The 14,887-nt window shown below is 45.3% G+C and carries 10 protein-coding genes; 2 read left to right on the forward strand and 8 right to left on the reverse strand.

Annotated elements, in window-relative coordinates; genetic code table 11:
- Positions 1–7: 7 nt before the first annotated feature.
- The gene (gene flcA / locus HRI96_RS08765) at positions 8–3,571 is read right to left on the reverse strand and encodes a periplasmic flagellar collar protein FlcA (protein WP_210117000.1); all 3,564 of its coding nucleotides are present in this window, start codon (positions 3,569–3,571) and stop codon (positions 8–10) included.
- A 422-nt stretch (positions 3,572–3,993) separates the two neighbouring features.
- On the opposite strand from flcA, the gene HRI96_RS08770 reads away from it, so the two are divergent.
- Positions 3,994–4,737 carry a glycogen-binding domain-containing protein gene (locus tag HRI96_RS08770; RefSeq protein WP_256729200.1) on the forward strand — a complete coding sequence of 248 codons (744 nt, stop codon included), beginning with the start codon at positions 3,994–3,996 and terminating at the stop codon, positions 4,735–4,737.
- Positions 4,738–4,917: 180 nt separating this feature from the next.
- Here HRI96_RS08770 and ffh read toward each other — a convergent pair whose 3' ends face one another.
- The 3 genes from ffh to ispH all read right to left on the reverse strand — a co-directional run bounded on the left by ffh (position 4,918) and on the right by ispH (position 8,384).
- Positions 4,918–6,285, reverse strand: coding sequence for a signal recognition particle protein (gene ffh / locus HRI96_RS08775; protein WP_210117001.1), 1,368 nt, complete (start codon positions 6,283–6,285; stop codon positions 4,918–4,920).
- A 1-nt stretch (position 6,286) separates the two neighbouring features.
- The gene (locus tag HRI96_RS08780) at positions 6,287–7,339 is read right to left on the reverse strand and encodes an NAD(P)H-dependent glycerol-3-phosphate dehydrogenase (protein ID WP_210117002.1); all 1,053 of its coding nucleotides are present in this window, start codon (positions 7,337–7,339) and stop codon (positions 6,287–6,289) included.
- A gap of 157 nt (positions 7,340–7,496) precedes the next feature.
- Positions 7,497–8,384 carry a 4-hydroxy-3-methylbut-2-enyl diphosphate reductase gene (ispH, locus tag HRI96_RS08785; RefSeq protein WP_210117003.1) on the reverse strand — a complete coding sequence of 296 codons (888 nt, stop codon included), beginning with the start codon at positions 8,382–8,384 and terminating at the stop codon, positions 7,497–7,499.
- A 375-nt stretch (positions 8,385–8,759) separates the two neighbouring features.
- Here ispH and HRI96_RS08790 point away from each other — a divergent pair, with 375 nt between their 5' ends.
- Positions 8,760–9,779 (forward strand): zinc-binding alcohol dehydrogenase family protein, encoded by a 1,020-nt coding sequence (locus HRI96_RS08790; protein ID WP_210117004.1) that lies wholly within the window; start codon positions 8,760–8,762, stop codon positions 9,777–9,779.
- 238 nt (positions 9,780–10,017) lie between these two features.
- Here the strand turns inward: HRI96_RS08790 and secF are convergent, their stop codons facing one another.
- The 4 genes from secF to HRI96_RS08810 all read right to left on the reverse strand — a co-directional run bounded on the left by secF (position 10,018) and on the right by HRI96_RS08810 (position 14,854).
- Positions 10,018–11,271: a protein translocase subunit SecF gene (gene secF, locus HRI96_RS08795; RefSeq protein ID WP_210117005.1), complete on the reverse strand. Its 1,254-nt coding sequence runs from the start codon at positions 11,269–11,271 to the stop codon at positions 10,018–10,020.
- The gene (gene secD / locus HRI96_RS08800) at positions 11,271–13,013 is read right to left on the reverse strand and encodes a protein translocase subunit SecD (RefSeq protein WP_210117006.1); all 1,743 of its coding nucleotides are present in this window, start codon (positions 13,011–13,013) and stop codon (positions 11,271–11,273) included. The genes secF and secD overlap by 1 nt, the downstream gene beginning before the upstream one ends.
- A 17-nt stretch (positions 13,014–13,030) precedes the next feature.
- Complete coding sequence (yajC, locus tag HRI96_RS08805; protein ID WP_210117007.1) at positions 13,031–13,462, reverse strand: preprotein translocase subunit YajC; 432 nt, start codon at positions 13,460–13,462, stop codon at positions 13,031–13,033.
- 201 nt (positions 13,463–13,663) lie between these two features.
- Positions 13,664–14,854: a GGDEF domain-containing protein gene (locus HRI96_RS08810; RefSeq protein WP_210117008.1), complete on the reverse strand. Its 1,191-nt coding sequence runs from the start codon at positions 14,852–14,854 to the stop codon at positions 13,664–13,666.
- Between the last annotated feature and the right edge of the window lie 33 nt (positions 14,855–14,887).

Genomic DNA, 14,887 nt, shown 5'->3' on the forward strand with positions numbered 1-14,887 from the left:
AATTCCTTTAGTCGATTCCCTTTTCCCCGCTCAATGTCCGAGGTATATCGGGATAAACGGCCGGTTCAAAATCCGATACCGGTTTTAAAATATATCTTATATTCTCTTCTGCAAGGTTCGTACCCGGAAGCCGCGTCATCGTCACCTGATTGCGCGTAAGGGCGTCCCAAGCTCTTAAAGATTCTGAAAAATAAACAATGGATCTGGCGTTGAGGTTACTGTTACCCGTGCGTCTTGCAAGATGATACAAGATAACGCCTAAGTTGTTTGAAGCTTTCATATAAAGCTCCACTATGTCGGCATCGTCCGCTTCAACTTGGGGAAGAAGAATTCCCCGGTTTGCGCGCAATACGTCCAAATGCGAAAGCAATTCTTCGTAATATCCCTTTGCGGCGTTATAGCTGTTTCTTTCGGAAAGAACGTTCCCTAAAGCCATGAGCAAATTATTGTCGTCAGGGACAAGCTCCGCTACGGCGATAAAAGCGCCCAAAGCTTCAGGGAAGCGGTTTTTTTCGTACAATATTGCGCCTATCCGATAGCGGATTGAAGGAGTGTCGTTTTCATTTTCAAGCGCGGCTCTGTAATATTCGTAAGCGGCGTCCGTATTATTGAACTTAAAATAATCTATGTCCGCCATATCGCTGTAAAGTTTTCCTATTATGTAATTTCCGGGCAGGGCTTGGCTTTGCGCCTTATACAGTGAAATGCCTTCCGTATATGTTTCAACAGCCTTTATTATTTCATTCTGTTTTACGTAAATTTCGCCCTTCAATCTGTATGAATCTATTCTGCGGTATGCGTCGGCCTTCGTCGTCTTAGGAACGTTTTTAAAAGCTTCTATGGCGGCGTCAAGAAAATTCAAACCGGCGCTGTTGTTCGCCATATTAAGATAATAACGCGCCATATTGTACAAGGCTGTAGGATTATTGGGATCTGCTTGTATCGCCCTTTCCATAAGAGCCTTTACGTCTTCGATTCTGTTGCGAAGATATTCTTCGGCAGGCGTAAGGCCGCCTTGAATTTTATCAAACATGTATCCGCTGAGTTCGGTAAGATCCTGAGCTCCTAAAGATTTTTTCTTCGGGAAGAATACGTCTTTAAGCTGCAAAACTTCGCGTAAATTGTCCGTGCGTATAAAATAACGCAGCATTCGCGAAAGATACAGATCCTTCGCTCCGTAAAGATTCATAAGCGAAGCGTAATTGATCCTGGCTTTTTCATAGTTTTCAGGCTCACCGTTATCGCCCCAGTCAAGGTAAATGTCGCCAAGCTGTAAGAGGGCGTCCGGATCGTTTACATGATATAAAAGCACGCGGTCGTTTATTATCCTTACGGCGCCTTCATAATTGGCAAGATCGCGCCATTCCATATCGGCATACTCAAGCCCCGCAGGTTTGTCGTTGTTAAAGCGCTTTAAAATGTCGTCGTACATTACCCTTGCGCGCTCATACTGTTTGTGCGCTCTATACGCTCTCGCGTACCTGTAAAACCACTTTTTATTTTCCTTATATGTAACCGCCTCTTTAAATTTCTGTTCGGACTGGGGGTATTCTTCGGATTCCAAAAGCTCATAGCCTTGCCGGTAAAGACTTACCGCCTTAAGAGGATTGTAAACGAACTGTTTTACAGTAAAGAAAAGGAAAATCCCGATTAAGCCCAGCGCGACGCAGATCAATCCTAGGGGAATGATTTTATTTTTAAGCTGATATTCAAACGACGCTTTATACGCTTCGTATTCCGCAACGGTGCGGCGCTCAAAATTCCGCGGAACAGGAAGCGAAATATCAAGCATTTTCTCAAGGTGAGAAGCCAACTGTCGGGCGGATTGTTTTTTTAATACCCTTTCTATAACTTCAAAGATCGCATCGTCTTTGAATTCTTCGCTTACGATCAGTTCTTCTACGGCAAGTTTTACGTTAAGAGGATAGCCTGAAAGATTTTTTTTGAACCGCTCGTATTCGTCTTCCGTAAGAGAGTTTTCTTGAGATGCGCCGGCATCGCCTGTTTCGGAATCGGGTTCCTTTGCCGGGAAGATCTTCGATGAGACAGTCCTGTCCAGAGCCGCTTCGTCTATGTCCGAAAAACCGGGAATCGAAAAATCTTCGTCATCCATTGAATCGAAATCGTCACCCGGAGAGCCCATGCGGGCGTCGGTTTCGCTTATGTTAAGATCGTCAAGTCCTGAGCCCGTCTCAGGCTTATGCCCGCTCTCAAGCTCATGTCCCTCGCCTCCGCCGTCTTCTATTCCTGCCTTATCAAAATTCTCTTCATCGTTAAAAGAAGCCTCTCCTGCGCTCAGATCCGCAGAATCGGTGCCGGGAAGATCAATATCGTCCAAGGCCGACAGATCTATGTCGTCGTCAACAGCGGTTTCATCGGTCGAAGGAGGAGTCTTTACATCCGTATCGATGTCGTCAAGGCCGAAATCTCCGCCGAACACATCGCCGCTCGGGGAAGCGGAGTCTTTATCAAAAGAAAAATCATCGGCCCCGAAAGTATCCTGAGCGTCTTTGTGCGGAGAAAAATCATCGGAAACGGAAGCGGTCTGTGCCGATCCGCCTGAAACTTGTTCGGCGGACTCAAGCGGCGTTTTTTGGCCGCCAAAAGTTTGCTCCGTTTCCATTTCCGGAAGGCCGTAATCGTCTTCGGCCTGTGCTGCGCTTGCGCCCGGCGCGGAAGTTCCCGTTTCTTCAAGGTCGCTATCCGAACCGGATTCCTTATTTTTTTCGTCGGCTCCCGCCGCCGTATTTTCAGGAGGAACGTCGTAAGCCCAAGAAGCGGTATAATCGTCGGGAACCTCTTTCGATTCTTCGGAAATGTCGCCCGTCAAATCTATAGCGGAATCCGTGCCGTCAAAATCATCGTCGGCAAACGGATCGCCTTCCCCGCCGCCGGCAGCTGTTCCCTTTCCAACCGGAGGAGCGCCGGCACCTGTTTTGCCGCCTATCTGCGCGTCATCGCCCGCATCCTTTGCAGCCGGAACAAGGTCTTCATCGGAAATGTTTTCCAAATCCGGAATATCGTCAAGACCGAAATCCGAAAAAGACGTATCCTGAACCGGAGAAGTTCGGCTCTCTTTCTCTTCAGGAACAGATTGAACTGCAGAGTCCTGAGCTTTAAGATTATCACTGGTCGGATCTTTACCGTGGCTGCCCCCGGTTACGCTGTCTAAAAGCTGATCCAGATCTATATCGGCGCTGTCGGACTGCTTTCCGGCCGCATTGCCGGAAGATACTACGCCGTTTAAAATAGCGTCCAAATCGGGAATATCGGAAGGGCCTGCGACTATATCTTCGCCTGGCAGCGGAATGTCGGGAACGAAGGCTCCCTCTTCCTCCTGATCTTCGCTTGTTTCAGCCTTTGCTTCGGATAAATCTTGGGTTTTATCTTCTTCCAGCTCTTCCGGCTCAGGCATACCTATCACAAAATCCTGAGAATCGTCGGTATCGGAGATATCCGGAGGGATTTCATAGATCGAAGGTTTTTCGCCGCGCGCAGCGCGAACCTTAACTTCGTCGCCTATATTGAGTACGTCTGAAGAAAATTGTTGTAAGTTTGTTTTTCCAGGCATTCGACTTTGATTTTACCCCACAAAAGATACCGATACAAGGGCAATATACCCTAGTGTATCTCGAAAAACTCTCTTTTTGCTGTTTTTTCAAGATGCAGACGAGTTTTAACTCGCTGTATTATCGCAAGTTAAAACATCGCATTTTAACGGCTCATGAGCCGCAGTTACCTATAAAAACCGAAGTTTTTATAGGTTCTCCCTATATATTTCTATTAACGGATATTTTTTATCCCTTTGTTAATAAATTCCGCATCTAAACGCCGCATAATCAAAACCGCCTTCAAAACCGCCTTCAAAACCGCTTAAGCGGTCGCCCTTTTTGTCGTCGTCGCCAACTCGACGAGCTGTCGAAAAAGGAACAGACTTTTGAGACAGTCTTTAATAATATTAATTTTCTTTCGGATATTACCGATATTCAAAATATGAAGCGCTCTCTATTTGTATTTTTGACAGCGGTATTGGTTTTAGCCGACTCGTTTTTTTTGTCCGCGCAGGAATTTGACAACACACATACGGCAATTACGGATGAACTTTTATCAAAAATCACAGGAGTAAACAGGCCGCAGATAATAAACGATTGCATCGTCTTTACGGCGCCGCACACGGCTCACTCCGTAGGAATAGCGTTCGACTTTGAAAATTTTAAAAAGATCCACGCATTTAAATTGCGCACCTTTACCGACATAGACGGAAAGCCCGTGGATTCCTGGTTCTTTTACATCTTGGACATTCCCAAAAATGCCCCCTCCGTTTCTTACAGATTAATCATCGACGGATTATGGACCATCGATCCTCTCAACCCCGATTCCGAATATAATCTTGAAACGGGCATCCGTCTTTCAAAAGTGAACATCGACCGCACTTCACCTCCGGCAACGGAAACTTCGAAAAACAATGCAGTACGCTTTATTTACAGGGGCGAAAGCGGACAAAAAATCCGGCTAGGCGGCTCTTTTACAAACTGGGATTCATGGATTTATACGATGAACGAAATAGAACCGGGCCTTTACGCGCTCGATCTGCATCTGCCGGAAGGCACATATTATTATTCGTTTTATAGTGGGTTAAAGACAATAATAGACAAAACGAATCCCGAGCGCGCTTACACCGTAGACGGCAGAGTAGCTTCCGTACTCAGGGTTGAATACGGGGCGCAATCTTATTGAAATTTCCTCGCATATCGTTTTTTAAGGAACGTTTGAAAGCCGCCGCTAAATAAGCGCGGCGTCTTTTAACATCGAGTTTGCCCTTAGGCAAACATCGCTTATCAACTGTGCGCAAAAAGCGCACGAATTGCCCAGTTTCTAAATCTGAAAATTTAATCGCTGTGCAATTTTAAGGAACGTTTAAATTGAACCCGGAAAGCCTGCGCCCGGCATTTTTCCCGCGCCGGCAAGCTGCTGCATCATCTTTGCCTGCATTCCACGGTTTCTTCCAAGTTTTTTCATCATCAGCTTGGATTTTTCAAACTGTTTTATGAGTTTATTGACTTCCGCTACCGACGTTCCCGATCCTTTTGCAATGCGCTTACGGCGGCTTGGGCCTATTATCAGGTGATTCGCCCTTTCTTTTTTCGTCATGGAAAGAATTATCGCTTCCTGTCTTTTCATACCGCTCGTGTCTATGTCGCGTCCGCCCATCTGAGCGGCAAGTCCCGGCATCATTTCAATTAAAGACTGAATCGAACCCATTTTTTTAACATTGCGGAATTGTTCAAGCATGTCATCAAGCGTAAATTCGTTTCTGGCCATCTTTTGCTGCATTTTTTCAGCGGCGGCCGCGTCTATCGTTTCCTGCGCTTTTTCTACCAATGTAACAATATCGCCCATGCCTAAAATACGGCTTGCAATCCGCTCCGGATGAAATACTTCAAAGTCTTCGGTTTTTTCGCCCGTACCTATAAATAAAATGGGCTTACCGGTAATGGATCTTAGAGAGAGCGCAGCGCCTCCGCGCGCATCGGAATCGAATTTCGTAAGGGCTATTCCGGTTATGCCGAGTTGTTCGTCAAATGTTTTTGCAATGTCGACGGCGTTTTGCCCTGTCATCGCATCGGCTACAAGTACGGTTTCTTCAGGATTGACGGCTTTTTTTACGGCGGCCAATTCCTTCATCATAACTTCGTCAATTTGCAGGCGGCCGGCGGTATCTATTATAATTATGTCGTGCCCGTTCTTTTTAGCGAAGGCGACTGCGTTTTTTGCAACGCCGACGGCGTCTTTCGACTCTTCTTTATAAACCGGAACACCGATCTTTTCACCTAAAATGCTCAGCTGCTCTACGGCTGCAGGGCGCACCAAGTCGCAAGCGGCCAAAAGCGGATGACGGCCTTCTTTTTTAAATCTTGCGGCCAATTTGTGCGCGGCGGTAGTCTTACCTGAGCCCTGAAGCCCGAGAAGGAGTATGACTGATTGCGTGTCGGGGCCTTTAAGCGAAAGATCCGTCTTTGTAGAACCTAACAGAGCGCAAATTTTATCATAAATGATCTTTACAAACTGCTGCCCGGGATCCACTGCTCGAAGAACTTTTTCACCTTTAGCTTCTTCGATCGTACTGTTTACAAAACGGCGCACTACGCGCAGGTTGACGTCCGCTTCAAGCAGAGCCATTTTGATTTTTTCTACGGTTTCTTCAATATTTTTTTCGGTAATCGACGATTTTCCGCTTATAGTGCGCACAATGTCGCTGAAAGTATTTGTCAGTTTTTCAAGCATATTATCCTCGCATCAAAAGATTCGTTAAAAAGTCTTCAGGCTCTATTTCTCTGTTCAGTATTCTATACAAACCGTTGCATATCGTAAGACGCAGGTTATGTTTTTCCGCGATCTGTGCTACATATTTACAGGCGACGACGCCCTCAGGAAGATAGCCTATCGACGATATGTTTGTTATAAGATCGTCAAGGTTTTTGAACCTCGTGAGAATTGCATTTTTTATTATGTCGTGCCCGAAGCGGCGATTCCTTCCGTATTTGCTTTTGCAGCTCACGTAAAGGTCTCCCACGCCTGAAATGGAAGTAAACGTTTCTGCGTGTGTGGCGCCCATGGCAAACCCGATCGTTTGAATTTCATTCAAGCCGGCGGCAAGCAAAAGAGATTCCGCATTGTCGCCGAATATCGCGGAATTTTCGGCGATCGCATCCAACGAACCGTAAACTACGGCTATCACGTTTTTTACCGCAGCGCAAACCTGCACGCCGATCACGTCGAAACTCGAATAGACCATGAGCCCGGGAACGCGAAGCAGGTCGCGGAACATAATGGAATTTTTAGGATTTTCCGATGCGGCGATCAGACCTGTAAGTTTTCCCACCGCAACTTCTTCCGCATGGCTTGGGCCTGCGATATATACCAGATTATGACGGAAAGGTTCGGGAAGAATCGATTCAAGGGTTTCCATTATCAGCTTGGGCCCGTCGTCGGTCGAAAAAAAGCCCTTCGTCAAAATTCCTATATTCGTTTTGGCGCGGGATACCGACGGAACATTTAAAATACGGTTCACATTGTCGAGCAAATACAGCGAAGGGCTTGCCAAAAACAGAAAATCTTTGTCGTCGGCCACTTCCGCAATATCGGTAGACGCCGTAACGTTTTTTGAAAGCGCATAACCCGGAAGGTATTGCAGATTTTCGTGTTTATCCCTTATCGCTTGGACAAGCTCCGCACTGCGGGTATAAAGCTGAACGTGATGCCCCGCACGGGCAAGAGCCTGCGCTATCGCGGTACCCCATGCGCCGGAACCTATTATTCCGACTTTTTTACGTTCCATAATGAGTCTACTATACCCAATAATCTTTAGGTATTCAACTCCGATATTTGCCGTTATTTTTTATTGCCGCCAGTTTGAGCTTTCTTCGCTCCAACAACAACGCGAATCTCCGGAAAATTTCTAAAGGAGAGTTTTTTTAGATGTCTTTAAGTATCTTTTAAGACGTTCTTTTACTAAGGCGATCTTCCACGGCGTCGATCATTTCATCGGGTGTGCTGGCGCCCGCCGTAATACCTACGGTCTCAAGCAAATAAAAGTCTTCGGGAATTTCTTCAGGATTTTCCACGAGGGCTGCGTGAGCGCACATGTTTTTAGCCTTTAAAAACAGCCTTTGCGTATTTGCGGAATTTTTTCCGCCGACCACTAAAACACCATCCACTTGGGAACACAGCTTTGTAAGCGCGTCCTGGCGTTCCTGAGTAGCCGAGCAGATCGTGTTGAACACTTCGATCCACGGGATTTTGTTTTTCAGAATTTCGGCAATCGACGTAAATTCTCCGGGACTGAATGTGGTCTGCGCCAATAAGATGACTTTTTCGGGCATAGGCCGCCCTTCTTTGATGTCTTTTGAAAACAGATTTTCGGCTTCTTCTTTATTTTTGACGAGCAAAAAGTTTTTTCCTGCAAAGCCCGCAATGCCTAAAACTTCGCCGTGCCCGCCGTCTCCCGCTAAAATTACCTTGTATCCTTTTTTTGAATACTCTTCCGCCCGCCTTTGACTCACTTTTACGCGCGGACAGGTGGAATCCTTTATGACGGCCTTTTTTTGCCTAAGTTTTTCATATATTTCAGGAGGAACTCCGTGAGCGCGGATGACAACGACGCTGCCAGCTTCAAGATTATCAAGCGCTTCGTCTTTTAAGATCCCTACTCCCTGCTCTCCCATTTTTTTTAAAACGCCCGGATTGTGTATGAGCGGCCCCATCGTAAACAATTTGGCCGCCCGGCCGGATTTTTCGTTTTCATCTACGGCCTTTTGAACACAATCCACGGCACGGCAAACTCCCATGCAAAAACCTAGGACGTCGGAGCGAATGATCTTCATGACCTAACATTATCCGCCGGAGAGACTACTGTCAAGCGAGGCATACGGCAAAGACCGCTACGGCGCAAATTATTACGGTTAGATATACGGCAGGTAGGATTCCCCATAAAAGGACAATGCATGGAAATTTCCTCCGTTACGCGTAAATAAATCATAGGCAAAAGATCCTTCCATACGGAAGATTGTATTCACTTTTGATGAAAAATAAGGCAGAATAAAAACGGCGTCTTAAATATCGCCGTCGTAAAAATCTGGAGATGAAAAACGCTGAAGCGTTTTTCTTTTATAAGAGGCACTCGCGATTTCTGCGCATTGCTCGAAATCGCATCGCTCTTTGAGCACAGGTGCTAAAAAAGTTTTTATAGGAGTTAAACAATGAAAGCTGTAAAAATCGTAAAACCAAAAGATGTTATAATTGAAGAAGTTAAAATGCCCGTCCCTAGAGAGAACGAAGCGCTCATAAAGGTTAAGGCCGCAGGCATTTGCGGTTCGGACATAGGAGCTTTCCGCGGAACAAACGGACTGGTAACTTACCCCCGTATAATCGGCCATGAAATTGCAGGCGAAGTGGTTTCAGTCCCGAAATCAAATCCTAAAAATATAAAAGTCGGAGACAAGGTTATAGTCGATCCGTATTTATATTGCGGGCACTGCTATCCTTGCGGCATAAAGAGAACAAACTGCTGCGAAAGCCTTAAAGTATTAGGCGTTCATGTAGACGGGGGAATGTCTGAATATTTTTGTCATCCAGCAAATATGCTCATAAAAATGCCCGACGAAATGAGCTGGGTACAGGCGGCGCTTGCGGAACCGCTTACAATTTCAACGCACGGAATACACCGCGGCAAGCTCAAAGCGGACGAATATTGCGTGATTATCGGCGCCGGCCCCATAGGAATGGCGGCGGGAATGGTCGCACAAAATTACGGAGCTCACGCCATACTGTTGGATCTTGTTCAGGAAAGGTTGGATTTCGCCCGTTCGCTTGGCATTGAACACACGATAAACATAAGCAAAGAAGATCCGGTAAAACTCATACACAAGATAACAAACGGCGTTATGGCTCAGCAAGTGATGGAATGCAGCGGTGCAAACGCAGCCATAAGGAATACGCTCGATTATGTTTCTTACGCCGGACGTATCACTTTAACGGGCTGGCCTAAAACGGAAACTTCTTTACCCACGGATATGATCACAAAAAAAGAACTGGATATAAGGGGCGCAAGAACAAGCGCTGGAGAATTTGAAGAAGCCGTCGACTTAATATGTTCTAAAAAAGTTGACATGCTTAAACTGCTGACAAAAACCGTTCCTATCGATGAGGCTGCGGACGTAATTAAAGATATAGAGCGTAATCCGCAAAATTACATGAAAGTAGTCGTATCGATGGAATAAAATGAAAGCGGCATTTTCGAAAATCGATATTTTCTGCAATGCCGCATTTTAAGGAAGGTTTAACAAGACCGCTGAATAGGCGCGGTCTTATTAAACGACGAGTTTGCTGCGCAAACATCGCTAATTAACGTATCGCCGCTCGAAACTTCGCGCTTACGCGCTCGTTGCGGGGATCGCGCATCAATGCAACAACTTCCAAAGTTCATACTTTGTTCAGTTGTTGCATTTTAAGGAAAGTTTACACTCTCACCCCGTCGTCGGCTGCAACCGCAGGTCTTGCGCTCACAGCCTTTTTAAAGGAATGATGCATACCCGCTTCAGGGCTCCAATTACGGCGCACAAACGATATGAACGCGCTGCTTATATAAATAGACGAATAACATCCGCTTACCAATCCTACCATCAGGGCTAAAGAAAAATCTTTTATTCCGCCGGTAGTAAAGATAAACAAAGCAAAAACCGCGAACAATGTTGTTATCGTAGTTATGAGCGAACGCCCCAAGGTGTCGGACAAAGAAGCGTTAAGTATTTCATCAAATTTCTTAACGTCGAGCAATCTCATATTTAATCTTACGCGGTCCAAAATAACGACCGTGGCGTTAATCGAATAACCTATAATCGTAAGGACTGCGGCCAGAGTTGTCGTACTGAATTCAATTTGCGTCCACGAAATAAAGGTGATCATGATCAGCGCGTCGTGAATAAGGGCAATTACCGACCCAAGCGCGAAATCCCAATGGAAGCGGATCGTGGCGTAAAGCCATATGAGAAGCAGCGTAGCCAAAACCAGAACAACCGACTGCCAGACTAAGGACTGTGAAAATTGCGAAGCGATAAAGTCCGTCTTAATCACTACGACCTTATCCGCGCCGAATCTGTCCTCAAGAGCTTTCTTAATGCCGTCTTGGAGCGTCTTTCCCGAATCTCCGCCGCCGTTATCTCTCATACGGATCTGAAAACTTCGCGCACTTTCGGTACCCAGCGCCTTTACGGCGACGCCTTTAAATGAATCCACGGCGGAACGTACATCTTCTATCGTAGTAGTTTCCGTACCCGAAGCGTACAATCTAAACACGTTTTCCGTAATTACATTTGAAAGCGCAGAATTGACAAACAATCCGGATGAAGCTGTATTTTCTGCAATAACAATCCTTGCGCTCAATCCGTCGATCTTATTAAGATTGGAAGCAAGCTCTCCTACAGTAGGATTTTTATCATAGCTAAAGGTTTCCGTGCGGTTATCCGCGCCGGAACCGCTTATTATGACATCCATTCCGTTTTCCGCCATATCTACGGTAACCTTTGCCGAACCGCTATAAGTCAATTCCAAAGCCGGAGGAGCTATGCGGATTTCTTCAACAAGACCGGGCTGAAAATCAATACCGAAATTTATGCCGCGCGTAAAAACGCTTACCACGCCGCTTAATATCAAAAGAGCGCTAAAGATCGAGGCGGGAAGAAACGCCTTGCTGAATTTTATGACCTTTTTCATTACTTTATCCTCCAGCTGATGCTCACTTTCTTGTACCCTGCAACGTCTGTATTCACATCAAATATCAAGCGCGAAACAAAAAGCGCCGTAAACACCGACGAAACAACGCCTATTGCCAAACTTACGGCAAAGCCCTGTATGGAACCTGTGCCCAGCTGTGAAAGGAAGATAGCCGCTATGAACGTTGTAATGTTTGAGTCCATGATCGCCCAAAACGCATTGTCGAATCCCGCGGATATAGCCGCGGCACGGCTCTTCCCGTCGCGGAGCTCTTCTTTGATGCGTTCAAAAATGATTACGTTTGCGTCTACGGCCATACCGATCGTAAGAATCATACCGGCAATGCTTGAAAGAGTGAGCGTCAAATTAAAGGCCGACAGAACGCTGAACAAAATATATAAATTCAATATCTGTGCTACGATCGCATTGAATCCCGCGCCCTTATAATAGATAAGCATGAATACCATTACGGAAAGAAGCCCCACAAGCAGCGCGAGCATTCCCTGCCGTATAGCCTGATCTCCCAGCGACGCTCCTATGACCTGCTGACTTTCAACCAAAAGAGGAACGTTAAGCCATGCGGTTTGCAAGACCTTTTGAAGGTTGTGAGCTTCTTCAAGCCCGAAGCCTGAAATCGCTACGCGGCCGCCGGTAATTGCGCTTTCTATGCGCGCGTTGGATTTTATCTGATTGTCGCTGACAATGGCCAGATAATCGCCCACATGAGCGGAAGTAAATTCCGCAAAGATCGCGGCGCCTTCGGAATCCAGCACAAAGTCTACTTCAGGCTTATTCGTAATATTGTTTGCGCTCACCTGTGCGGAAGAAATATGCTGACCGTCAAGCGCAATTTCTTTTTTTACCGCAAGAAATCCTATCCTTTCATCAAGGCCGTAATCGTCCTTTGTGTAAAGTCCTAAAACTTCACAATCCGAAGGAATAATCGAAGGATCCAACAAGGCTCCCGATGCCGTAAAAGCGGTAGCGGAATTGGCGGCGTAATACGCTTCAAACGCCCTAGTCGCTTCCATGTCTACGAGGCGGAAATTAAGAATTCCCTTACCCATTATGATCGTGTTGATTGCATCCGCTTCGGCGGCGCCGGGTATTTCTATGTATATACGGTCTTCACCCTGCTTACGGATAACCGGCGAGGAAAGCCCGAACCTGTCTATCCTGTTCGTAAGAGTTTCAACTGCCTGAGCCATCGCGTCGGCTTTAAACTGAACAATGTTGTCGGTCGTAACCGAATCGCCTTGAGAAGCAATGGCTGCGTCAAGATCCGCTTTAACGATAATGTTCATTCCGCCTGAAAGATCCAATCCGAGTTTTACGGAATTTTGGTAGCGTTTCTTCGCAGCTAAAATATCGTCGCGGTAGCGTTCCTGTATGACAGCGGATAATTCCCGCTCGTTGTAAAAAGAACGCAGCATATCGACCACAGTCATAGGAGAAGGAACGTCTTCTCTCATCTGCTTGTAATTTTTCTTTGCAATTTTTTCAAGCCATGCGTATTCGGCTCCCACGACGGCGGACGGATCGGCGTTTGCCGAAGCTTTTAGAGAGTTCACATCTTCATATGCCCGTGCGGTTGCATAGTCTTTTATCTTTTCAAGGGAACCCAGCGCCAGCGTTTGAACTTCTTTCGGGGTATACATATACCAGCTTATAGAAGGCCATAGAAACGCAAAGCAAATCCCCAAAACAATAAGAATCAGAAGGAAACGGCTTCGCTTTTTCATTTTTTACTCCGGCTCCTTTATTTTTTTTCGGTATCTTCGGACAAAGACTCATCAAAAGACGCCGGCTGCCCATCGGTTTTTTCAGCCTTTGATTTATCGGCTTTCGCTTTTTCGGTGGACGCCGCTTTTTTACCTTTTTCAGCGGCGGCCGGCTGATCCTGAACTACGCCCGAAACTGCGGAGCGGTTAAACTCAATCTTCGTATTGTCGTCGACTTTTACTACGACTGTTCTTTCTTTGACGGAAGAAATAACTCCGTGAATGCCGCCGATAGTTATTACTTTGTCGCCCTTTTTAAGCGCGTCCAACATTTTTTGCGTTTCTTTTTGTTTTTTACTCTGCGGACGTATTATGAAAAAATAAAAAATAAGAATGATAAGAACGAACGGTGCAAACGACACGAGAGAATTTGCTCCGCCTGCTGCCTGTAAATACGGAATAAAAGACATAAATTTTCCTTCCTAAGCGTATAAGTTTAAAATCTGAAAAAAATCAGGTTCTAATAACATACCATGCTAAAAGTCTGACAGTCAAGGTGGAATTCAACATGCTTCTCGTAAATCGGCTATACGGCAATCTAGTCTGAGCCGAACATTACCGCATTTTTGTCATACGAAAACGTTTCTTTGATTTTATCGGTTTTATCGATTTTACCGAGCGCCGCCGTTCGGCTCTTTTTTGTGGGCGAGCTGTTTGTTTTTGTAAAGTATTTTATCGGCTTCAGTGATAAGCTGCGTCATAGTAGTGTCAGCTGAAGCGCACTTTGTGTAGCCGATACTCGCAGAAAATTTGTACTTAATATTTTCCGCCTTGACGGCAGTTTCCCAGTTTTCATATATGTCCTTTATAAAGTCTTCGGGCGTAAGATCTTTTGTATCATGCAAATTCGACTTATATACGATGACAATAAATTCGTCCCCGCCCCAGCGCGCCGTAAACGACTGATAATTCATGCAAACCTTTTTAAGTATGTCGGCGACCAGCCGCAGAGCGCGGTCTCCTTCCGCATGACCGAAGGTGTCGTTTATGTATTTAAATGAATTTATATCGAGAATAAAAAAATAAAACGGCCTTTCCGGCACGACGGAATTGATCGATTCAATAATATACTGTTCGGCGCGCCGCCGGTTGTTAAGTCCAGTCAAAGCGTCGTTGTAAATTTTCAATTCCTGCAAGGTAATAAATACAAAAAAAATCGATGAAAATATTGCGGGAGCCACGACGGGAGTCGAGCTTATAAAATTATTTATTACGGCACATATGAGAGGAAAAAAAACAAACAGAATCAGCGTCGCATATTCTTTTTTATTTATAGTCGATTTTTCTTTACGGATACGATAGAACGCATGCAAGGCGACGAAGGTAGGATACATACTTATTATTACGACTGAAATCCAATAGCACGGACCGGTTTCAAATCCCGCATTATCCGATATTGAAAAAAATATGCCCGTCTTTATGGAAACAAGATACAATACCAACAGCAAAAGCACCGGAGAAAAAACGATCAGGTTAAAGCGTAAGGAAGTTATAAACCTGTTTTTAAGTTTTATTTCCGCAAAACAAAACCAAAAATATGAAGTCACGGCTACAAACATTATGTTTAAGATCATCACAAAATTCTTTACCATGCGTGGAGGGGAAAAAACTTTAAACTGTATCAATATCCAAATTATGTCGGAAAATAAGTAAAGCAAATATGCGTATACGAGTCTTTTAAAAAATTTTATTTCGCTCTGGCTACCTATGTCATGCGTCAGCTTATCCAAAATGGAAACGGAAAAAACCATAAAAAAGAATTCAACGGCGACGTATGAAAAAACATATTTAAAATCCAACATAATTCGACCCTCCCGTTTTTTCTGAAAATGCGC

The organism is Treponema parvum, from assembly GCF_017893945.1.
Classification (GTDB): Bacteria; Spirochaetota; Spirochaetia; order Treponematales; family Treponemataceae; genus Treponema_D; species Treponema_D parvum_A.